14 protein-coding genes, 1 tRNA gene and 2 rRNA genes are annotated in these 21499 nt (G+C 62.9%); 11 read left to right on the top strand and 6 right to left on the bottom strand.

Annotation, left to right across the window (positions count from 1 at the left end):
• Window position 1: 1 nt before the first annotated feature.
• The 3 genes from WDJ60_RS17550 to lipA form a co-directional block, all read right to left on the bottom strand.
• Window positions 2-1000 carry an alpha-ketoacid dehydrogenase subunit beta gene (locus tag WDJ60_RS17550; RefSeq protein ID WP_340102016.1) on the bottom strand — a complete coding sequence of 333 codons (999 nt, stop codon included), beginning with the start codon at window positions 998-1000 and terminating at the stop codon, window positions 2-4.
• On the bottom strand, window positions 997-2121 hold the full coding sequence (gene pdhA, locus WDJ60_RS17545; RefSeq protein ID WP_340102041.1) for a pyruvate dehydrogenase (acetyl-transferring) E1 component subunit alpha: 1125 nt from the start codon (window positions 2119-2121) through the stop codon (window positions 997-999). The genes WDJ60_RS17550 and pdhA overlap by 4 nt, the downstream gene beginning before the upstream one ends.
• A gap of 87 nt (window positions 2122-2208) precedes the next feature.
• Window positions 2209-3135: a lipoyl synthase gene (lipA, locus tag WDJ60_RS17540; protein ID WP_340102014.1), complete on the bottom strand. Its 927-nt coding sequence runs from the start codon at window positions 3133-3135 to the stop codon at window positions 2209-2211.
• Window positions 3136-3251: 116 nt separating this feature from the next.
• Between lipA and WDJ60_RS17535 the strand changes: the two genes are divergently transcribed.
• From WDJ60_RS17535 to WDJ60_RS17525, 3 genes are all read left to right on the top strand, one after another.
• Window positions 3252-5618, top strand: a complete 2367-nt coding sequence (locus tag WDJ60_RS17535; protein WP_340102040.1) for a DEAD/DEAH box helicase — start codon at window positions 3252-3254, stop codon at window positions 5616-5618.
• Between the two features lie 183 nt (window positions 5619-5801).
• The gene (locus tag WDJ60_RS17530; RefSeq protein WP_340102013.1) at window positions 5802-6047 is read left to right on the top strand and encodes a DUF8028 family protein; all 246 of its coding nucleotides are present in this window, start codon (window positions 5802-5804) and stop codon (window positions 6045-6047) included.
• 131 nt (window positions 6048-6178) lie between these two features.
• Window positions 6179-6892 (top strand): DUF91 domain-containing protein, encoded by a 714-nt coding sequence (locus WDJ60_RS17525; protein ID WP_340102012.1) that lies wholly within the window; start codon window positions 6179-6181, stop codon window positions 6890-6892.
• Between the two features lie 18 nt (window positions 6893-6910).
• On the opposite strand, the gene WDJ60_RS17520 is transcribed toward WDJ60_RS17525, so the two are convergent.
• Window positions 6911-7555 carry an HAD family hydrolase gene (locus WDJ60_RS17520; RefSeq protein WP_340102011.1) on the bottom strand — a complete coding sequence of 215 codons (645 nt, stop codon included), beginning with the start codon at window positions 7553-7555 and terminating at the stop codon, window positions 6911-6913.
• 101 nt (window positions 7556-7656) lie between these two features.
• Between WDJ60_RS17520 and endA the strand changes: the two genes are divergently transcribed.
• The 4 genes from endA (at window position 7657) to pheT (ending at window position 13996) form a co-directional block, all read left to right on the top strand.
• Window positions 7657-8865: a tRNA-intron lyase gene (gene endA, locus WDJ60_RS17515; protein ID WP_340102009.1), complete on the top strand. Its 1209-nt coding sequence runs from the start codon at window positions 7657-7659 to the stop codon at window positions 8863-8865.
• Entirely contained in the window at window positions 8862-10454 is a 1593-nt protein-coding gene (locus WDJ60_RS17510) for a tryptophan--tRNA ligase (RefSeq protein WP_340102008.1), read from the top strand. Before endA ends, WDJ60_RS17510 begins: the two co-directional genes overlap by 4 nt.
• Before the next feature lie 276 nt (window positions 10455-10730).
• Window positions 10731-12242, top strand: coding sequence for a phenylalanine--tRNA ligase subunit alpha (gene pheS, locus WDJ60_RS17505; RefSeq protein WP_340102007.1), 1512 nt, complete (start codon window positions 10731-10733; stop codon window positions 12240-12242).
• A complete protein-coding gene (gene pheT / locus WDJ60_RS17500; RefSeq protein WP_340102006.1) occupies window positions 12242-13996 on the top strand; it encodes a phenylalanine--tRNA ligase subunit beta in 1755 nt (584 codons plus the stop codon). Before pheS ends, pheT begins: the two co-directional genes overlap by 1 nt.
• 17 nt (window positions 13997-14013) lie before the next feature.
• Here pheT and WDJ60_RS17495 read toward each other — a convergent pair whose 3' ends face one another.
• Both WDJ60_RS17495 and WDJ60_RS17490 read right to left on the bottom strand, forming a co-directional pair.
• Complete coding sequence (locus tag WDJ60_RS17495; protein ID WP_340102005.1) at window positions 14014-15066, bottom strand: quinone-dependent dihydroorotate dehydrogenase; 1053 nt, start codon at window positions 15064-15066, stop codon at window positions 14014-14016.
• Window positions 15067-15086: 20 nt separating this feature from the next.
• On the bottom strand, window positions 15087-15284 hold the full coding sequence (locus tag WDJ60_RS17490) for a hypothetical protein (RefSeq protein WP_302081957.1): 198 nt from the start codon (window positions 15282-15284) through the stop codon (window positions 15087-15089).
• A gap of 240 nt (window positions 15285-15524) precedes the next feature.
• On the opposite strand from WDJ60_RS17490, the gene WDJ60_RS17485 reads away from it, so the two are divergent.
• From WDJ60_RS17485 to WDJ60_RS17470, 4 genes are all read left to right on the top strand, one after another.
• Window positions 15525-15836 carry a non-histone chromosomal MC1 family protein gene (locus WDJ60_RS17485; protein WP_340102004.1) on the top strand — a complete coding sequence of 104 codons (312 nt, stop codon included), beginning with the start codon at window positions 15525-15527 and terminating at the stop codon, window positions 15834-15836.
• Window positions 15837-16502: 666 nt separating this feature from the next.
• Window positions 16503-17976 (top strand): 16S ribosomal RNA (locus WDJ60_RS17480).
• A 117-nt stretch (window positions 17977-18093) separates the two neighbouring features.
• Window positions 18094-18165: transfer RNA gene (locus WDJ60_RS17475), tRNA-Ala, on the top strand.
• 285 nt (window positions 18166-18450) lie between these two features.
• Window positions 18451-21373, top strand: a 23S ribosomal RNA gene (locus WDJ60_RS17470).
• The 16S and 23S rRNA genes sit together here with 1 tRNA gene alongside, the layout of an rRNA operon.
• Window positions 21374-21499: the final 126 nt, after the last annotated feature.

Here is a 21499-nt window from a genome sequence, read left to right as displayed (position 1 = left end):
GTCAGAACGCCACCGTCTCCCGAATCTCGTCTTCGATTCGCGCTGCCTCCGGGAGGTAGTAGTCCTCCAGCGCGTACAGCGGGAACGGCACGTCGAAGCCGGTGACGCGCCCGATTGGCGCTTCCTGGTAGAGCAGCACCTCCTCCTGGATGGTGGCGATAATCTCGCCGGCAAGCCCGCCCGTTTTCGGCGCTTCGTGGACGACGACTGCCCGCCCCGTCTTCTGGAACGAGTCGAGGATCGTCTCCTCGTCCAGCGGTGACAGCGTCCGGAGGTCGACCACCTCACAGTCGATACCCTCCTCGGCGAGATTCGCCGCGGCCTCCATCGTCGGTCGGGTCATTGCACCCCAGGTGAACACCGACACGTCGGCGCCCTCCCGCCGAATTGCAGCCTCGCCGAGTTCGATGGTGTAGTTCTCGTCTGGCACGTCCTCGCGGAATGCCCGGTAGATGAGTTTCGGCTCGAGGAAGATGACGGGGTCTGGGTCCCGGATTGCCGCCGCGAGCAACCCCTTCGTGTCGTAGGGTGTCGACGGGATGACGACCTTCAGACCGGGCTGGTGGACGAAGAACGCCTCAGTCGATTCGGAATGGTGTTCGGGCGCGCGGATGCCGCCACCGTATGGTGCACGGATGACCATCGGGCAAGTGAAGCGACCACGACTGCGAGTGCGCAGACGCGCGGCGTGACTCACTATCTGGTCGAACGCGGGGTAGATGAACCCCATAAACTGGATTTCGGGCACCGGGCGGAGGCCGTAGGCGGCCATTCCGACGGCGGTGCCGACGATACCCGATTCGGCCAGCGGCGTGTCGACGACACGTTGGTCGCCGAACTCCTCGTAGAGGCCCTGCGTCGCGCGGAAGACGCCGCCGTTCTCGCCCACGTCCTCGCCCATCACGATGACGTCGTCGTCACGCTGCATCTCACCGTAGAGACCGTCCCGGACCGCCTGGACGAGCGTGAGACTCTGGGTCGTCTGTTCCTGCTGGCTCATTCGAGTAGCACCTCGTCGTCGTGGTCGGCTCGGAGTCGTTCGAGATAGTCGAGTTGGTTCTGGAGTCGCTGTGGCATGTCTGCGTACACGTAGGCGAACATCTCTTCTGTGTCGGGTCGCGCTGTCGCTTCGGCGGCGTCGATGGCCTCGGCAACCTCCTCCTGGACGTCGGTCTCGATGGCGTCGATGCGTTCGTCGTCAAGGAGGCCGCGGTCCCGGAGGAACTGCTCCATCCGAGGAATCGGGTCCTTGCGCTTCCAGCGTTCGACCTCGTCGTCGTCGCGGTAGATGGAGGGGTCGTCGGCGGTGGTGTGAGCACCAAACCGGTACTGGACCGCTTCGATGAGCGTCGGCCGCGTCGCCGACCCGACGGCGTCGTTTGCCTCCTCGCCGGTCTTTGCCTTCTCGATGGCGTCTCTGGTGACCTGGTAGACTGCCAGTGGGTCCATCCCGTCGACCTGAACGCCCTCGAAGCCGTAGGCCCAGGCCTTCTGGGCCAGCGTCGCACTCGCGGACTGGCGCTCGCGCGGAACCGAAATCGCCCACTGGTTGTTGTTACAGAAGAAGACGGCGGGCACGTCGAAGACGCCGGCGAAGTTCAACCCCTCGTGGAAGTCCCCTTCGGAGGTTGCCCCGTCGCCGAAGTAGGTGAGGAAGGCGCTGTCCTCGCCTTTGAGTTTCGACGCCCACGCAGCGCCCGTCGCGTGGGGAATCTGGGTGGCGATGGGCACCGCGATGGTGAACATGTTGATTCCTTCGGGAGCGACGTTCCCCTCCTCGCTGCCCATCCAGTACAGGAGGATTTTCTCCAGAGGCCACCCCATGACGTAGCCGACGATGTGTTCGCGGTAGCTCGGGAACGCCCAGTCTTCCTCGGCGAGCGCGTGGGCGCTCCCGACCTGTGCGGCCTCCTGCCCGGACAGCGGTGGGTAGGTTCCCATCCGGCCCTGGCGCTGCAGGCTCACCGCACGCTGGTCGAAGTGGCGGCCGAGTTTGAGTTCGCGATACATCTCGACGAGTTCCTCGTCGCTGAGGTCCGGCACTTCAGCACCCTCGCGAACCTGGCCGTCTTCGTCGATGATACCGACCCGGTCGTCCGGGTCGCGCTGGAGTGTACTCAGAAAAACCACCTACCTGATACTGGCATATGCTAGAACATCACGCGGGGACGGCTTAGGGTTTTCGCGGCAACCGGTGGCGTTCGCCGGTCAGTCTCCGCGAGCGCGCTGTCGCGCGGTGGCCGCTGACGCGCCGTCGCGTTCGAGGGCTTCGACGAACAGTTCGCCGGCGCGATAGGACGAGCGGACCATTGGGCCCGAGGCACAGTACAAAAAGTCCAGTTCCTCCTCGGCGACTCGCTGCCAGGTATCGAAGGCGTCGGGGTGGACATACTCGGAGACTTCCAGGTGCGACCGGGAGGGCTGGAGATACTGCCCGAGCGTGACGATGTCGACGCCGACACTGCGCAGGTCACCCAGCGTCTGGTAGACCTCGTGGTCGTACTCGCCGACGCCGAGCATGATACTCGTCTTGGCGTAGGCGTCGCTCTCGGTGGCAATCTGGCGGAGCACGGAAAGGGACTGCTCGTAGCCGGCTCGTCGGTCACGCACGGGCCACTGGAGCCGTTCGACCGTCTCGACGTTGTGTGCGAGCACGTCCGGCTCGGCGTCGATAACTTTCTCCACGAGTCTCCGCTCTCCCTGGAAGTCCGGAATCAGCGCCTCGACCAGAATATCCTCGTCCTGGCGCTTGATTTCGCGGATGGTTTCGGCGAAGTGGCCCGCACCCTGATCAGCGAGGTCGTCGCGATCGACGCTCGTCAGGACGACGTAATCGAGGCCGATGTCGCTGACCGCGTCGGCAACCTGTGCTGGTTCGTCGGGGTCTAACGAATCCATCCCGCCGGTTTCCACGTCACAGAAGTTACAGCCACGCGAGCAGCGGTCGCCCATCAGCATGAACGTTGCCGTGCCCGGTCCCTCTCGCCCACTCCAGCACTCGCCCAGATTGGGGCAGTTTGCCTCCTCGCAGACCGTGTGGAGGTCACGGTCGCGTAGCGACTGCTTGATATCGGTAAAGCGCTCGCCGGAGGGGGGACGCATCTTTAGCCAGTCGGGCTTGCGAGCGCGGCTCATTGGTGGTTGTTAGGAGCGGGCCCGCAAAAGAGTGGCGCGGCGCGCGCCATAGAAACGCCTTTGCCCTCCGGGACCTGCCTCCCACTGTGACCGGCCACGCCGACGCCACGACCGAAATCCCCGTCGGGGACGTCCTTCCGGAGTTCGCGGCGGCGTTTCCATTCGAGCGCTTCAACGCGATGCAGACCGAAGCGTTGCCCGCGCTGCTCGACAGCGAGGACAACGTCGTCGTCAGCGCGCCCACCGCGAGCGGCAAGACCGCCATCGCGGAAGTGGCCATCTGCGAGACGCTCAAAAAGGAGGGAACTGCTCTCTTTCTCGCCCCGCTCCGCGCGCTCACCAACGAGAAAGAGCGCGAGTGGGAGCGCTTCGAGGACCTCGGCTACTCCGTCTACGTCGTCACCGGCGAACGCGACCTGAACCCGCGGCGCGCCGAACGCGCCGACATCCTCGTGATGACGCCGGAGAAAGCCGATTCTGCCACCCGCAAACACGACTCGCGGCGCTACTCCTTCGTCACCGACGTGGACTGCTGTGTCATCGACGAGGTCCACCTGCTCGACTCCGAACGCCGGGGGAGCGTCCTCGAAGTGACAATCTCGCGACTCCGCCGGCTCTGTGACCCCCGCGTCGTCGCGCTCTCGGCGACGATGCCGAACATTGAGGACGTGGCCGAGTGGCTCGACGCCCCCGAATCGAGCACCTTCGCCTTCGACGAATCATATCGTCCCGTTCCGCTGGCGGCGGACGTGGCGACTTACAGCCACGGCGAGAACGCCTTCGCCGACAAATATCGTCGGCTCTACCGCGCACTCGACCTCACCGAACAGCACGTCCGCGAAGAGGGACAGGCGCTCGTCTTCGTCTCCTCCCGTCAGGACACCGTCCAGGCGGCAAAAAAGACCCGCGACGAACTCGCCGAGCGCGACGTGCCAATCGGCGCGCGCGGCGACTACGACTTCCATACCGACGCTGCGGAACTCTCGAACGACACGCTCCGCCAATCTGTACTGGACGGCGTGGGTTTTCACCACGCCGGTCTCTCCCGTGAAGACAAAAACCTCGTCGAACAGTGGTTTCGCAAGGGCAAGATTCAGCTGCTTTTTTCGACGTCGACGCTCGCGTGGGGTGTGAACCTCCCCGCTCGCTGTGTCGTCATCCGAGATACCAAACTCCACGACCCGCTGGAGGGCGAGGTGGATATGAGTCCGCTGGACGTCCTCCAGATGCTGGGCCGGGCGGGCCGGCCGGGCTACGACGACCAGGGGTACGCCTGGGTTATCTGCGACCGGTCGGACGTCGACCGCTACCGGGCGCTACTCGAAGACGGCAAGACCATCGAGTCGCGGCTGGCCGACCTCCCGGACGGCGGTGCCGACAGTCGGGCCGCCAGCGACCTCGCGGTCCACCTCAACGCAGAAATCGCACTCGGTACTGTCACCGACGTCGACGAGGCGATGGACTGGCTGGAGACGACGTTCTACTACGTGCGCGCCCAGCGCGCGTCGGGGTACGCCGAGGACCACCGCGAGCGCGTCAGCGCCGCACTCGAGTGGCTCGTCGAGCGCTCCTTCGTCGAGATGGACGGGCTGGCAATCGAACCCTCACCGCTTGGCCGACTCGCTTCGAAGTTCTACCTCCGACTGGAGACCGCCCGTCACTTCGCCGACCTCACCGACCGCGACGACATCGCGGCGCTCGACGTGTTGCGGACCGTCGCCAGTACCGCTGAGTTCCAGAGCGTGAGCGCCCGCAGCGACGAGGAAGACGCCGTCGACGCCGTCCTCGGGCGGACGGCGACCGACATGGGCGCGGGACCGCGGAAGGTGCTCGCCATCCTCCGGGCGGGGATGGACGGCAACACGCCGGGGTCGCTCAAGAGCGACGCGTGGATCATCCGCCAGAACGCGCTCCGTCTGTTCGCCGCGCTCCGGGCTATCGTCGACCGCTTCGGGGTGCCCGAACAGGCCAACCTCGTCAGCCGGGTCGAGGCACGCGTCGATCACGGCGTCAGCGAGGACGCTGTGGGACTGACCGCGATCGAGGGTGTCGGTTCCGGCCGCGCACAGACGCTTTCAGCCGCCGGGTTCCAGACGCCCGCCGACGTTCTCGATGCGGGGGTCGACCGACTGACTGCGGCCGGCCTCAGCGAGAGCGTCGCCGAGCGCGTCGTCGATAGCGCGCGCGACCTGCCGGCAATCGCCGTCGACTGGGGCGCGGTACCGGAGACGATCGCGCGTGGCGAGCGAACACTACAGGAGGTGACCGTGCGCACGGCCGCAGGCAACGCCCGCGCGGGACTTCGAGTGACGGTCAACGGTCGCGAGATGACCCGAAAGGACAGTTACCTCGGTGAAACCACCCTTCCGGTCGCCGTCTTCGGCGGTGACGATACCGAACTCGAATTCACAGTACACGTCACCTTCCCGGACCTCCCGCTCCAGCCGGTCGAGCGTAGTCGCAGTATTCGGGTCACTGACTGACGGGGGATGTAACAAACGCCTCAAAAACGTTTATAAATTTTCTAACGGACTCTGGTGCCGTTGTGAAATGTATTAGGGTGTCTGTGAATCGTTCGCAGGTAGACCAAAAGAAACCGAAATCGAACTAGCGGTCTGTCCCTTATATGATGGTGTCTGTTGTACGTGTGAGTGAGGAGTTCCACCGTGTCCAATGCCTCCCCGCTCGAATCCGATTCCGCTGTTCCCCAGCAGCGCGTCGATGTTCAGTCCCTGCGACAGATGTGCCTGCCGGCGCTCCGTTTCGCCGGCTTCTGGACGGCGGTGTTGATACCGTTCGTCCTCACGAGCCTGCTCGTCGGTGGCTACGTCTCCCAGTATCCACGGCTGGTCGGCGGCCTCCTGGCGCTGAACTTCCTCGGGCTCGTGCTCGGTCGGAATCACAACCGATAGCACTGGCTGGTGGACTCCTCGGCTGTATCGTCACCCAACCCACCACACTCCGGGGGCACCCACCCCCATTCGAATCCACCTCTCCTGTTGCGTCCGAACCTTTAGATACCAGACCGGGACCATCCCGGCCCATGCCCGATTGCACGCACGTCATCGCAGGCACCTGTACCACGACGTTCACCGGCGACCGCGACCGCCACCAGCACGGCGACGTGCTCGTGGTGGTCAAGCCCGACGGCACGACGCTCGTTCACGACGCCGTCGGATACCAGCCCGTCGCGTGGCTCACTCGCCCGGAGTCGGTCACGGTCGGACAGGAGCGAGTCACGGCCATCGACGGGACGCAACGACTCACTGTCGATATTCACCACGCGCACACACGCGGGCGATATCCGACGACCGACGCCGGCGTTCCGGTGGGTGAGTGCCCCGACTGCGACGGCCGCCTCGTCCGCGCTCGCGGCGCCGTCTCCTGCCCCGACTGTAACCAGCGATACGGTCTTCCGTCCGAAGCGACCGTCACCGACGAAACCTGTGATTGCGGACTCCCGTTGTTTCGGGTCGAACGCGGCGCATCCTTCGTCGTCTGTCTCGACAGGGAGTGTGAATCACTGGACGAGCGCGTCCAGCAGGCGTTCGACCGCGAGTGGTCCTGTCCGAGCTGTGGGGGTGATCTTCGGGTGCTCCGGCGCGGCGGCCTCATTCTGGGCTGTGAACAGTACCCCGACTGCGAGACCGGCTTTGCGTTCCCCAGCGGTATCCACGACGGGGAGTGTGACTGTGGCCTTCCGGCCTTCGAGACGGCGTCCGGTCGGCGGTGTCTGGACAGTGGTTGCTCCGTCTGACGGTGCTGGCGACCTCCCCTACGCGGTCCGGGCCAGCAGATGTTCGCGGAGGTCCGACGGCGACGACGCGACGTAGTCCGCGGCGCTCCGGTCGGTGTCGTCCGGGTCGCCGTGTTTGAACCCGACGACGTGCATACCGGCGGCGCTGGCCGCCCCGATGCCGTGGCCGGAGTCCTCGACGGCGATAGCTGACGCGGGCTCGACGCCGAGCAGGTCGGCGGTGTGCTCGTAGATATCGGGTGAGGGTTTGCCCGGCACGTCGACCGCGTCGGCGCTGACGACCTCGTCGAAGTCGAGGCCAAACCGCTCCAGGACGATAGCTATCCAGTGATGCGGTGACGAGGAGACCAGCGCGACCGCCACACCTCGCTCCCGGAGCGTGTCGACCAGTTGTCGGGTTCCGTCCAGGAGATTCACGTCGTCCTCGTAAATCGATTCGGCTGCCTCGTCGTACCACGCGAGAAACTCGTCGCGGCTGCGTTCCACGCCGTAAGTCTCGTCGAGGTAGTCATAGATGTCGCGGTAGTTCATCCCCGTTATCTCCTCGACATCGACGGCGGCGTCGGGGACAAGTTCGGGGAATAGCTCCGCTGTTTCGCGGGGGACCCAGAAGTCTTCGGAGTTGACCACTACTCCGTCCATATCGAAGCAGACGGCGTCCATATCTGCACGTTAGCGTCCGTCACAGAGACTCTTGTGGTCGAGAGAGGGGTGATGCGAATGACAATCGCAGGGGATTTGCGTCGATAGCGGGAAGCACGCGTATGGACGCGACATACGATGGCGACCTCGTCCGCGCCGGACGACAGGCCCGCGAGCAGTTCTACGACGCCCGCGGGTACGGCCGCCCGGACGACGGCGGTGTCGTCCTCGACCCGGTTGAGGCGGCACACCTGCTCTTTCGGGGCGACCTCGACGCGGTCGTCGACGGCCGTTCCGGGGACCAGGACCGGCTGGATTTCCGCGCATTTCTGTCATCGACGGCCGTCTCCGAGGTCGCTTTCTTCGTCTACAAGGACCTCCGTGACCGGGGATTCTATCTCACGCCGACACGGGAGAACTGGGTCAGCGAGACGACCGGCGACTTCGTCGTCTATCCGCGCGGGAAAGGGCCGTGGGACGACGCCGTCGCCTACCGGATTCGGGCCGTGAGCGAGCGCGCGGACGTGACCGCAGAGACACTCCAGACGCTCGCGACAGCAGGTGACAGCGAGGACGCAGGGGGCGAGGACGCAGGGAGCGACGCGACCGAGTCCTCGGGAACAGCGAGCGGTGAAACCGCGAGTAGCGACGCGACCGAGTCCTCGGCAACAACGAGCGGTGAAACCGCGAGTAGCGAGGGGACCGGTGTCCTCGCCGTCGTCGACGAGGAGAGCGAACTCACCTATCTGGAGGTCACTAATCCGACTATCTCGGGGTCGACTCACCACGATATCTCGGCGGTCTCCGGGGACCTGCTGTCCGACCGCGTGCTCGTCTGGGAGCCGCCGTCGAATCTCCACGACCGGGCGTTCTACGGCCAGCGACTCGATGACAACGGTGGTGACGTCCAGTTGTCGCTGGTCGAGGGAGCGTATCTCGCCAGCCAGGGGACACTTTCGCTCGCCGGTGGCGACGACACAGACGGTGTGGACGACGAACAGGCGGTCGTCGACCGCGGCAGAGCGGTCGAGGGTGAGCGCTTCGACCGCCGACTGCGCGTCTACAGCGCGCTCCGGACCGCCGGCGTCGTTCCCAAGACCGGCTTCAAGTTTGGTGCGGACTTCCGGACCTACGCTGACGTCGAGAGCGTCGATAACCTGGGCCACTCCGAACTGCTCGTCCGGGTACTGTCGCCAACCCACACCTTCGCGCCGCGGGACCTGGCGCTGGACGTGCGACTGGCTCACGGCGTGCGGAAGCGAATGGTTTTTGCGCTGACCGGCGCGAACGAAGGCATAGACTGGCTCTCGGTGAGCCGACTCACACCATGACCGACGACAGCACACCCACGGACGAGGAAGTTCTCCCCGCCGAGCGTGACGTGTACGCAGACGGCGGTGCAGCAGGTGCGGACGATGTGGCGCTGGACCCGTGGGGTTCCTTGACGGTGTCGGACTACCGCAAACTCTTCGAGCAGTTCGGTATCGAGCAGTTCGAGGATGTGCTTGACGAGGTACCCAACCCCCACTATCTGATGCGCCGCGGGGTCATCTTCGGCCACCGCGAGTACCGCCGGATTGCCAGCGCGATGGTCAACGACGAACCGTTTGCCGCACTCTCTGGCTTCATGCCGACGGGCGACCCCCACATCGGCCACAAACTTGTCTTCGACGAAATAATCTGGCACCAGCAGCAGGGCGGCGAGGCGTATGGGCTCATCGCCGACCTCGAAGCCCACAGCGCTCGCGGCCTCTCGTGGGCCGAAATCGACGAGCACGCGCGCAACTACATCCTCTCCCTGCTCGCGCTGGGCTTCGACCCCAACGAGGGTGAGCTCTACCGCCAGTCAGACAATCGGGAGGTCCAGGACCTGGCGTTCGAACTCGGGGCGGAGGCGAACTTCTCGGAGCTGCAGGCTATCTACGACTTCGACGGCGAGACCGACGTCTCGCACATGCAGTCGGTCGTCACGCAGATGGCCGACATCCTCTACCCGCAACTGGACGAGCCGAAACCCACGGTGATTCCGGTTGGCCCGGACCAGGACCCCCACATTCGACTCTCGCGGGATCTGGCCCAGCGGATGCGATACTTCGGCGTCACGGAAGCGTACGCCAGTTTCGAGGCCGACGACGCCCAGCGTCAGTTGCTAGCCTACGCCCACCAGACACTCGCCGACCGCCACCCCGACGACACAATTCGGTGTGGCGACGCCGCCGAATTCCTCGAGGGTGAGCGCGAACCCGGCGCGACCGATGTTGAGGCGACGACGCTCGATTCGACGATTACGATGCTTCGGGAGGCCGGGAAGGAACCGCTCCGGCCGCGGGTGCGCATCCTCGACCGGCGGGCGACCGACGAGGCCTTCGACGCGCTCATCGAGGCCATCGACGGCGAGAAGCGAGTGTACGACAACCACATCGACACCTTCGACCTCTCTCGCGAGGAAGCCGAACAGCTGGCCCGTGACGTGGAACTCGACCACGGCGGCTACGGCTTCCAGCTCCCCTCTTCTATCTACCACCGGTTTATGACCGGCCTCACCGGCGGGAAGATGTCCTCCTCGATTCCGGCCTCGCACATCAGCCTGCTCGACGACCCCGCCGAGGGCTACGACAAAGTGAAGTCCGCGACGACGGGCGGTCGGGAGACTGCGGCAAAACAGCGGGAACTCGGCGGGAAGGCCGACGAGTGTCCGGTGTACGAACTGTACGCCTACCTCCTTTCCGGGGACGACGACGAGTTCGCCAAGGAGGTCTACGACGAGTGCGTCGGCGGCGAACGGCTCTGTGGCGGGTGCAAAGAACAGGCAGCCGAACTCATGGAGGAGTTCCTCGAAGACCACCAGGAGAAACGCGCCGAGTGGGCGGACAAACTCGACGAACTGGATATCGACCTCGATTCCGACCGCAAGCGATAGCGTCGTCGGTTCGAGACTGTTCAATCTGCTGTAACCCAGAACGTTTTTGCGGCCCCGTCACAACCGCTCGCATATGGCATCCGAACCCCTGCCACGGTGTATCGCCCGCCAGCAGTCGGCAGTCGCTGGGTTCGGCTTTGTTTTCGCCTGAGTCGGGCGGCGGACTCGCGGCGGCCGTAACACGCCGGTGCGACGAAACCGTCTCTCTTCTGGACGCGTCTGGCGTCCCCGAGTAAGAACCGTTAACTGACGATACTGCGGTATTCCCATCAACGAATGAAACTGCCACACGCTCAACTCGCGGTGCTGGAAGCCGCGAGCGCCGAGGAGGACCGACCGACAACAGAGGTCGCGTCGGCGGCCGACCTGAAACCCGAAGCCGCCACCCGCGCCGCGTTCGAACTCGAAGCCGAGGACCTCGTCACCGTCACCGAGGAGACCGACGAGTCCGTCTCGCTGACCGACGAGGGCTACACCTACGTCGAGGAAGGGCTGCCCGAACTCCGTCTCTACGAAGCTGCGCTCGATGCCGGAGCCGACGAAGAGCCGGTCTCGCTGGGCGAACTGCTCGGTGCGGCGGGGCTGGACGGCCCGGCCGTCGACATCGCGCTCGCGAACTTCGCCCGGAAGGGGTACGGCACCGTCGACAGCGGCGACGTATCGGCCGACCCCGACGCCGACCCCGACACTGACGACGAACGGCTCGCGCTTGAACGGCTGGCCAAAGGCGGCGAGTCAGATGTCGATGCTGACGTGCTCGACCAGTTGGAGAGCCGCGGCCTCGTCACCCGTTCGGAGTCGACCGTTCGGTCAGTTCGGTTGACCGACGACGGCGTGAACGCGCTGATGGCTGGCGTCGAAGTCGCCGAAACCGTCGACCGGCTTACTCCCGAGATGCTCACCAGCGGCGAGTGGGAGGACGTGGAGTTCACCGAGTACAACGTCGAGGCCGACGCCGAACAGGTCCAGGGTGGCAAGGAACACATCCTCCGTCAGACCGCAAACCGCGTCAAGGATGTCCTGGTCGGGATGGGCTTCGAGGAGATGGACGGCCCACACGCCGACGCGCAGTTCTGGATCAACGACTGTCTGTTCATGCCCCAGGACCACCCCGCCCGAACCCACTGGGACCAGTTCGCACTGGAGACGCCCGACGAGATTCGGGACCTGCCCGACGACCTCGTCGCCCGGATTCGCGACGCACACAAAGAGGGCGTCGGCGAGGACGGTGAAGGGTACCACTCGCCGTGGACCGAGGAGACCGCGCGCCGGCTCGACCTCCGCGGCCACACCACCTCGCTGTCGATGCGCTACCTTTCCGGTCACCAGGTCGGCGATCTCGAACCGCCACAGCGCTACTTCAGCGTCGAGAAAGTGTATCGGAACGACACGCTGGACCCGACGCACCTGCTGGAGTTCTTCCAGATCGAGGGCTGGGTGATGGCCGAGGACCTCTCGGTGCGTGACCTCTTCGGGACGTTCACGGAGTTCTACGAGCAGTTCGGTATCACGGACCTGGAGTTCAAACCCCACTACAACCCCTACACGGAACCGTCGTTCGAGCTGTTCGGCGAACACCCCGAGACCGGGGAAATTGTCGAGGTCGGCAACTCGGGCATCTTCCGCGACGAAGTGACCGAACCCCTCGGCGTCGACTGCGACGTGATGGCGTGGGGACTCTCACTGGAACGACTACTGATGCTCATGTACGGATTCGAGGACATCCGCGACGTGCACGGGACGCTGTGTGACCTAGAACTGCTGCGGGACGTGGAGGTGGTGTACTGATGCCGGTCGTCGACGTCGACCCCGACGAACTGCGCGAGCTGACCGGCCACGACGAGAAGAGCGACGACGACCTCCGGTCGGACCTGTTCGACCTCGGGCTGGAGTTCGAGGGCTGGACCGAGGACGACGAGTTCCAGTTGGAGTTCGCGCCGGACCGCCTCGACCGCCTCTCGGTCGAGGGCGTCGCGCGCTCGCTTCGCTACCAGTACGGTGACGCCCGCGGCGTCTACGTCCCGAACACCAACGACGCCGACTGGACCATCGAAGTCGAGGACCAGCCCGACGAACGACCTTACATCACCGGCGCAATCGTCCGCGGACTGGACATGGGCGAGGACGCACTGGAATCGCTCATCCAGCTCCAGGAGAAACTCCACGCGACGATGGGCCGCCAGCGCGCGAAGGGTGCCATCGGCGTCCACGACCTCACAATGTTGAAGGGGGCGGCCGCGACCGACCAGGGCCGGGCGAACAAGTCCGTCACCTACACCAGCGTCGACCCGACCGAGGATTCGTTCGTTCCGCTGGAGACCAACGAGGAGATGACACCCGCCGAAGTGCTCGACCGCCACCCCACCGGCGAGACGTACGCCGACCTCGTTCGCTCCTTCGACCGCTATCCGGCCATCTACGACGCCATCGGGCTGTTCTCGTTCCCGCCGGTCATCAACGGCAGTCGGACCGAGGTCACCACCGGTTCGCGGGACCTCTTCATCGAGATGACGGGGACCGACCAGTGGACCATCGACCACATGCTCGCTATCGTCTGCTACGCGCTCTCAGCGCGCGGCGGCCAGATAGAGCAGGTCAACGTCGAGTACGGCGACGACACTAGTGGGGAGTACGCCGGCCAGACGCTCACGCGCCCGGACTTCTCGGTCAAGACCAAGACCGTTTCCCACGAGCGCATCGAGTCGATTCTCGGCATCTCGCTGAGCGGCGAGGAAGTCGTCGACTGTGCCGAGCGCGCCGGACTGGACGCCGAGCAGGCAGACAGCGACGGGGAGGAGGTCTCCTACGAGGTGGAGATTCCGCCGTATCGCGTGGACGTGCTTCACCCGCTGGATATCATCGACGACATCGGGCGGGCCTACGGCTTCAACGAACTCGACCCGAAGTACCCCGACGTGTCGACGGTCGGGGGTCGCCACGAACGCTCCCGACTGGAGGACGCCGTGCGGGACGCACTCGTCGGACTGGGTTTCGAGGATCTGTTGAACTTCCACATGATAAACGTGGCCGAGAATTTCGAACGACTCAATCTCGACCCCGAACAGAGCGACGCCGACGGCCCGGTCGGTGCTGCGCCGCCGGTCACCATCATGGAGCCGTACAGCGAGGACTACACGATGCTCCGGACGTGGGCGCTGCCCTCGCTACTGATGGTCCTGGAGCGAAACACCCATCGTGCCTACCCGCAGGACCTCTCGGAAATCGGTCTCGGCGCGCACGTGGACGACAGCGAGAACACCGGCGTCGCCGAACACCGGACGGTCGCGGGCGTGCTCGCGCGCACGGAGGCCTCCTACGAGGACGCGAAGGCCCGTCTCCAGGCGATCGCCGCGTCCTTCGGCAAGACGCTGGAAACCCCCGCAACTGACCATCCGACGTTCATCGACGGCCGGACTGCAGAAATCGTCCTCGATGGCGAATCGGTCGGCGTCGTCGGCGAGATTCACCCGACGGTGCTCGTCGAACACGACCTGGAACTACCCGTTGCGGCGTTCGAGTTCCGACTGGACGGGCTCGAATAGTACCCGTTTTCTTTCGCTTATAAGTCCGCGCCGACCGCTTCGTCGACACTGTCGAATCCGTCCTGTTCTACCAACTCCAGTAACCCACGGTTGATCTCGCGAGCAATCGAGGGCCCCCGGTAGACGAGGCCAGTGTACAACTGGACGAGGCTCGCCCCGGCCCGGATTTTCCGGTAGGCTCCCTCGGCGGTGGAGACGCCGCCGACGCCGACGACGGGAACGTCCACGCGCTCGGCGACGAAACGGACCATCTCCGTCGCTCTCCCTTCGATTGGCTTGCCGGAGAGACCACCTTCCTCGGACCGGTTCGGCGAACGGAGCGAGGCCGGTCGCTCGGTGGTAGTGTTGGTCGCGACCACACCATCCAAATCGAACTCAGAGACGATACTCAGTGCGTCCTCGACGGCGGGTTCGGGTAGGTCGGGCGAGAGTTTCACGAGCAGTGGACTCGCGCTGGCGTCGGTCAGCGTTTCGAAGATAGTCGCCATCGAATCGCGGTTCTGGAGTTCCTCGAACCCCTGTGAGTTGGGACAGGAGACGTTGACGACAAAAAAGTCCGCACCTTCGGCGACGCGCTCGTAGGTCCGACGGTAGTCCGCGGGTGCGTCCGCGGGCGCGACGTGTTCGGACTTGGCGATGTTGACGCCGACCGGCACGTCCACGTCTGTCCGGAGCAGGCGACGACCGACGACGTCTGCGCCGTCGTTGTTCAGCCCCATCCGGTTGATGAGTCCCTCGTCGTCAGGGAGTCGGAACATCCGCGGGCGTGGATTCCCTGCCTGTGGTTCGGCGGTGACACCGCCGACTTCGACGAAGCCAAAGCCCAGCGACTGGAGCGCGCCGGGAATCTCTGCGTTCTTGTCGAAGCCGGCGGCGACGCCGACCGGGTTCGGGAACTGCTGGCCGAACGCGCTCGTCCGGAGTCGGTCGTCTGCGACCGTGTACTGTGCTTCGAGGAGTTTCGTGAGCGGCGTCGCTTGTACACCCCGGAGGGCAGTGTGGATTGCGGTGTGGGCGGTCTCGGGAGGGAGACGGAACAGAAGGGGCTTTGCGAGTTCGTACAGTGTCATAGACGAGGCGATGGTATCGCTCAAAATTCGTGTTCGACGTCGTCGGCGTCCGCTTTCTGGATAATTATCTTGTCCTCGCGCACGCGGACGAACACTTCGTCTCCGATTTCCATTCCTGCAACGGCGAGTTCGTCTTCGTGGAGATTGATGTGGACGTTGTGGTACTCGCCGTCTTCGTCTTTTGCGCCACTAGGGCTGAGCTTCTTCTTTCGAACCATCGCGCTAACCTAGTCGGTGGTTCACTCCAGGATACACTTAAGTCTACCGCGCTGTCTGTCTGGTGTTCACCGGGTGTCTGTGGTGCGCGCGAGCCAGTTTAGGGGGGTGACTGCCCCGAAATGCGTTCCGCTCACGGCATTCTGGCACCTCTCCTTATAAACGCACCGCCGCACGGCGGCCGATTTTGGGGGTATATTTATAATGGGGCATGTGCTGAATTCACACGGAGCGGTAAAACCATGGCACGAGACAACGATAAGCGCAACTTCGCGCTCCGAACAGATGATGGTGAAGAGACGAGTGTCTTCTCTGGCGGGACACCCCGGCAGGCAGCACTGAAGGCGGCGCGTCGGCTCGACCCGGCACCGTCGGAAGACAGTGCGGACCCGGAACAACTTCGGCTCCGTGAGAAGGGCACCCACAAGGTTCACATCTACGAGGGCTGGGCCTGGGAGGAAGAGGCTCCCGACGACAAACCCGACTGGATGCCCGGCGACATCACGAAGGGCAACGTCTCCAAGCAGGGTGTCGAACACCTCGACGACATCTAGTCGCACGACTTCCGTTTCTTTTGGACTCGCCGTCGAGCGGCGGCGCTGATTCTCTGACAGTGAGGTCCTGGTCGTCTGTGCAGATGGGCTGGTATACGATGTTAGCTACGCGTCGGGAATCGCCACTGGTTGTCGACTGGGAGCGGGACACTTTCCCGGTGTATGCGATTGCATGTCGGGGCTCCAATCGTTCGACGGGCTTAAGTCAATCCTCCTGTTGAACTGTGATGCGAAGCGGCGCGATGCCCGGACCGCTCCGGGCGTGGCCGGCGTTCGATGCCGTTAAGTATAACAGGGCATTTCGAACGTAATGCGAACACCCCGACGCCGGGCGAATCCGGCGACGGGCAATCCGACGCCCTTAAGTGTAACAGGGCGCTTCGGATTGATACGAAGGAGGCCAGGTCGGAACGGCCGACCCGTGCCCGCTCGGACCGAGGCCAACACGAAGGGTTTATACCCTTCACTGGCTTACGAACAGGTCCGAAGGAAATGAGGATTCCACCCCTGCGGTCCGCCGTATAGATGGGATCTGATGTTAGCCCTGATAGTTCGGTGACACTCGGTCGGTCGACGACTCGACGTGTCGCTGAACCCCGATAGCTTACAACGCTAGTACACCATCATCATGGTGTACGCCCGCCAACCTCCCCATTCTGGGGAGACATTCCGGTTGATCCTGCCGGAGGCCATTGCTATCGGAGTCCGATTTAGCCATGCTAGTCGCACGAGTTCATACTCGTGGCATATAGCTCAGTAACACGTGGCCAAACTACCCTATGGACAACAATAACCTCGGGAAACTGAGGCTAATAGTTGATACTGCTCTCACGCTGGAACAGCAGAGAGCGGGAAACGCTCCGGCGCCATAGGATGTGGCTGCGGCCGATTAGGTAGACGGTGGGGTAACGGCCCACCGTGCCTATAATCGGTACGGGTCATGAGAGTGAGAGCCCGGAGACGGTATCTGAGACAAGATACCGGGCCCTACGGGGCGCAGCAGGCGCGAAACCTTTACACTGCACGACAGTGCGATAGGGGGACTCCGAGTGCGAGGGCATACAGTCCTCGCTTTTCTGTACCGTAAGGTGGTACAGGAATAAGTGCTGGGCAAGACCGGTGCCAGCCGCCGCGGTAATACCGGCAGCACGAGTGATGGCCGATCTTATTGGGCCTAAAGCGTCCGTAGCCGGCCAGACAAGTCCGTTGGGAAATCGACGTGCCTAACACGTCGGCGTCCAGCGGAAACTGTCTGGCTTGGGGCCGGAAGACTCGAGGGGTACGTCCGGGGTAGGAGTGAAATCCCGTAATCCTGGACGGACCGCCGATGGCGAAAGCACCTCGAGAGGACGGACCCGACGGTGAGGGACGAAAGCTAGGGTCTCGAACCGGATTAGATACCCGGGTAGTCCTAGCCGTAAACAATGCTCGCTAGGTGTGGCGCAGGCTACGAGCCTGCGCTGTGCCGTAGGGAAGCCGTGAAGCGAGCCGCCTGGGAAGTACGTCCGCAAGGATGAAACTTAAAGGAATTGGCGGGGGAGCACTACAACCGGAGGAGCCTGCGGTTTAATTGGACTCAACGCCGGAAATCTCACCAGCACCGACAATGTGCAGTGAAGGTCAGTTTGATGCGCTTACTGGAGCCATTGAGAGGAGGTGCATGGCCGCCGTCAGCTCGTACCGTGAGGCGTCCTGTTAAGTCAGGCAACGAGCGAGACCCGCACTTCTAGTTGCCAGCAACACGTTCATCGTGGTTGGGTACACTAGGAGGACTGCCGCTGCTAAAGCGGAGGAAGGAACGGGCAACGGTAGGTCAGTATGCCCCGAATGTGCTGGGCAACACGCGGGCTACAATGGCCGAGACAATGGGAAGCCATCTCGAGAGGGAGCGCTAATCCCCTAAACTCGGTCGTAGTTCGGATTGAGGGCTGAAACCCGCCCTCATGAAGCTGGATTCGGTAGTAATCGCGTGTCATAAGCGCGCGGTGAATACGTCCCTGCTCCTTGCACACACCGCCCGTCAAAGCACCCGAGTGAGGTCCGGATGAAGCCATCATGCGATGGTTGAATCTGGGCTTCGCAAGGGGGCTTAAGTCGTAACAAGGTAGCCGTAGGGGAATCTGCGGCTGGATCACCTCCTAACGATCGGGACTGGGGTTCGCCCCAGCCCACCTTTTGGCACGGGGTTCAGCGACCACGTCACTCGGCGACCGTCCGAGCACCTATGAACTATCAGGGCTAACAGTATACGGCGGAAGGGCCCATAGCTCAGCGGCAGAGCGCCGCCTTTGCAAGGCGGAGGCCCTGGGTTCAAATCCCAGTGGGTCCATATCCCGTCCCCGACTGAAAGCGTGCCCCTTAAGTGGGGCAAGGCGATTCGTTCGGGTACGGAAGACCGATGCACCACTCCGTGCAAGCGCGAGTGGGAAGGGTTGATACACGCACCGTTCACCACGGGCGTGTATGTGAGACCGTGTGTACGTGCGATCCAGACGTCCACTGGACTCGTTCATCGAGTCCCAACGACGTCGTGAGTCCGCTCTGCGGACTCACAGATTCGTGAGTCTCTACCCGGGACTCACAAATTCGCAAGTTCCGTGAGGAGCTTGCACCACTCAAGTGGCTACTGTGCCACCTGGTGAATGGCTCGGCTCGGAAGCCGATGAAGGACGTGCCAAGCTGCGATAAGCCTAGGGGAGCCGCACGGAGGCGAAGAACCTAGGATTTCCGAATGGGAATCCCCACCGCAATTGCTTCGCGCAATGGGGAACGCCGGGAACTGAAACATCTTAGTACCGGCAGGAAGAGAAAGCGCAATGCGATATCGTTAGTAACCGCGAGTGAACGCGACACAGCTCAAACCGAAGCCTTCGGGCAATGTGGTGTATGGGCTGACTTTCATCGCCGGAACCGTCTCAAGAAGTCTCCTGGAATGGAGCGCGAAACAGGGTGAAAGCCCCGTACTGAGGCCTATTATGGCGTGCGTCAGTTCCGGAGTAGCGGGGGTTGGAAATCTCTCGTGAATATGGCAGGCATCGACTGCTAAAGCTAAACACTCTCCGAGACCGATAGCGAACAAGTAGCGTGAGCGAACGCTGAAAAGTACCCTCCGAAGGGAGGTGAAATAGGGCCTGAACTCAGGTGGCGATGGAGCGACGGGGCATACAAGGTCCTGTGCAAAACGACCGAGAGGCGACTCTCCAGTAGAACGCACGGGAAGCCGATGTTCCGTCGTACGTTTTGAAAAACGAGCCAGGGAGTGTGTCTGTTTGACGAGTCTAACCCGAGTATCGGGGGAGGCGCAGGGAAACCAATATGGCCGCAGTGCTTTGCACCAGGGCCACCGTGTTCAAGCGCGGGGAGTCAAACGGACACGACCCGAATCCGGACGATCTACGCGTGGGCAAGGTGAAGCGTGCCGAAAGGCACGTGGAGGCCTGTTAGGGTTGGTGTCTTACAATACCCTCCCGTGACCTACGTGTAGGGGTGAAAGGCCCATCGAGTCCGGCAACAGCTGGTTCCAACCGAAACATGTCGAAGCATGACCTCTGCTGAGGTAGTTCGTGAGGTAGAGAGACTGATTGCCGTGTCCGCCCTCGAGAGAGGTCGGCGCGGCTGTCAAACTCCGAACTCACGGACGCCGTCGACGCAGGGAGTCCGGTGCGCGGGGTAAGCCTGTGTACCATGAGGGAGACAACCCAGAGTTAGGTTAAGGTCCTCAAGTGTAGACTAAGTGTAATCCTCTGAAGGTGGTCTCGAGCCCTAAACAGCCGGGAGGTGAGCTTAGAAGCAGCTACCCTCTAAGAAAAGCGTAACAGCTTACCGGCCGAGGTTCGAGGCGCCCAAAATGATCAGGACTCAAGTCTACCACCGAGACCTAACCGTGCCCGTCAAACGGCGGTCGCGTAGGTTGGCGTTCGGCGCGGATGGAAGCACGGGTGAGAACTCGTGTGGACCGCGTCGAAACGAAAATCCTGGCCGCAGTAGCAGCGAAAGTCGGGTGTGAATCCTGACGGCCGAAAGGGCAAGGGTTCCTCGGCACTGTTCGTCAGCCGAGGGTTAGCCGGTCCTAAGTCGCATCGCAATTCGAGTGTGACAAAAGGGAAACTGGTTAATATTCCAGTGCCTTCATGCAGTGAACGCCGACGTCCTGGGGTCGACCGAGCCGGGCATTCGCCCGGCCAAATTGTCCAACTCCGTGGAAGCCGTAATGGCACGAAGCGGACGAACGGCAAGATAGCGAAAGTCGGTTCAACCTGGGACCCGTGAAAAGGCAAGCATGAAGTCCGTACCGAGATCCGACACAGGTGCCCATGGCGGTGAAAGCCAAGGCCTGTCGGGATCAACCGACGTTAGGGAATTCGGCAAGTTAGTCCCGTAAGTTCGCGATAAGGGATGCCTGCTCGGGAAACGAGCAGGTCGCAGTGACTCGGACGCTCCGACTGTCTAGTAACAACATAGGTGACCGCAAATCCGCAAGGACTCGTACGGTCACTGAATCCTGCCCAGTGCGGGTATCTGAACACCTAGTACAATAGGACGAAGGACCCGTCAACGGCGGGGGTAACTATGACCCTCTTAAGGTAGCGTAGTACCTTGCCGCTTCAGTAGCGGCTTGCATGAATGGATTAACGAGAGCGTCACTGTCCCAACGTTGGGCCCGGTGAACCGTACGTTCCAGTGCGGAGTCTGGAGACCCCCAAGGGGAAGCGAAGACCCTATGGAGCTTTACTGCAGGCTGTCGCTGGGACATGGTCGCTGATGTGCAGAGTAGGTAGGAGCCGTTACACAGGTGCGTGCGCCAGCACGTCGCCGAGGCACACATGAAACACTACCCGTCAGTGACTGTGACCCTCACTCCGGGAGGAGGACACCGATAGCCGGGCAGTTTGACTGGGGCGGTACGCGCTTGAAAAGATATCGAGCGCGCCCCAAGGCCATCTCAGCCGGGACGGAGACCCGGCGAAGAGCGCAAGAGCAAAAGATGGCTTGACAGTGTTCTTCCCAACGAGGAACGCTGACGCGAAAGCGTGGTCTAGCGAACTTTTGTGCCTGCTTGATGCGGGCCAAAAATGACAGAAAAGCTACCCTAGGGATAACAGAGTCGTCACTCGCAAGAGCACATATCGACCGAGTGGCTTGCTACCTCGATGTCGGTTCCCTCCATCCTGCCCGTGCAGAAGCGGGCAAGGGTGAGGTTGTTCGCCTATTAAAGGAGGTCGTGAGCTGGGTTTAGACCGTCGTGAGACAGGTCGGCTGCTATCTATTGGGGGTGTTATGGTGCCTGACGGGAACGACCGTATAGTACGAGAGGAACTACGGTTGGTGGCCACTGGTGTACCGGTTGTTCGAGAGAGCATTGCCGGGCAGCTACGCCACACGGGGTAACGGCTGAACGCATCTAAGCCGGAAACCCACCTGGAAAAGAGGCACCGCTGAGGTCTCTCGTAGAAGACGAGTTCGATAGACTCGGGGTGTACGCACCGAGGTAACGAGGTGTTTAGCCCGCGAGAACTAACAGACCGAAGCCACCATTCATACGTACTGGGACTCTCTGAACGAGTCCAGGCGTAAACTGGATCGCACGTACATATTGGTTTGACCGACACATGGTGTTCCGGACGGAAGTCCGGTGGTCGGGAGATGACCTCTCCCGGTCAACA

The organism is Salinibaculum salinum (genome assembly GCF_037645885.1).
GTDB lineage: Archaea > Halobacteriota > Halobacteria > Halobacteriales > Haloarculaceae > Salinibaculum > Salinibaculum salinum.
This window is presented reverse-complemented; position numbering and strand designations above follow the sequence as displayed.